Source organism: Chromobacterium sp. ASV23 (assembly GCF_016428945.1).
In the GTDB taxonomy this organism is placed as follows: Bacteria; Pseudomonadota; Gammaproteobacteria; order Burkholderiales; family Chromobacteriaceae; genus Chromobacterium; species Chromobacterium sinusclupearum.
The window spans coordinates 1-301 of the sequence record NZ_JAELTR010000267.1 but is presented as its reverse complement, the minus strand read 5'-3'; the positions used below and the strand labels follow the sequence as shown (position 1 = coordinate 301).

2 protein-coding genes are annotated in these 301 nt (G+C 72.8%); one reads left to right on the top strand and one right to left on the bottom strand.

The genetic code is table 11. The annotated features are described in order from the left end of the window. Window positions 1–186, bottom strand: a 186-nt coding sequence (locus JHD59_RS23055) for a hypothetical protein (protein WP_233164491.1), incomplete at its 3' end; no start/stop codon positions are given. A gap of 21 nt (window positions 187–207) precedes the next feature. On the opposite strand from JHD59_RS23055, the gene JHD59_RS23420 reads away from it, so the two are divergent. Beyond that, window positions 208–301, top strand: a 94-nt coding sequence (locus JHD59_RS23420; protein ID WP_368671647.1) for a GNAT family N-acetyltransferase, incomplete at its 3' end; no start/stop codon positions are given.

Genomic DNA, 301 nt, shown 5'->3' with positions numbered 1-301 from the left:
CCCCCCCCCCCCCCCCCCCCCCCCCCCCCCCCCCCCCCCCCCCCCCCCCCCCCCCCCCCCCCCCCCCCCCCCCCCCCCCCCCCCCCCCCCCCCCCCCCCCCCCTTTTCACGCAGAAGACGGCATACGAGATAATTGGCGGAGTCTCGTGGGCTCGGAGATGTGTATAAGAGACAGGCATAGACCATGCCTGCGAAGGCCAGGGCCTGATGCGCGAGGCGCTGCAGGCGGCGATACGCTTCGCTTTCGACGAATTGAAGCTGCACCGCATCCAGGCCAATTACCAGCCGTCCAACGCGCGCA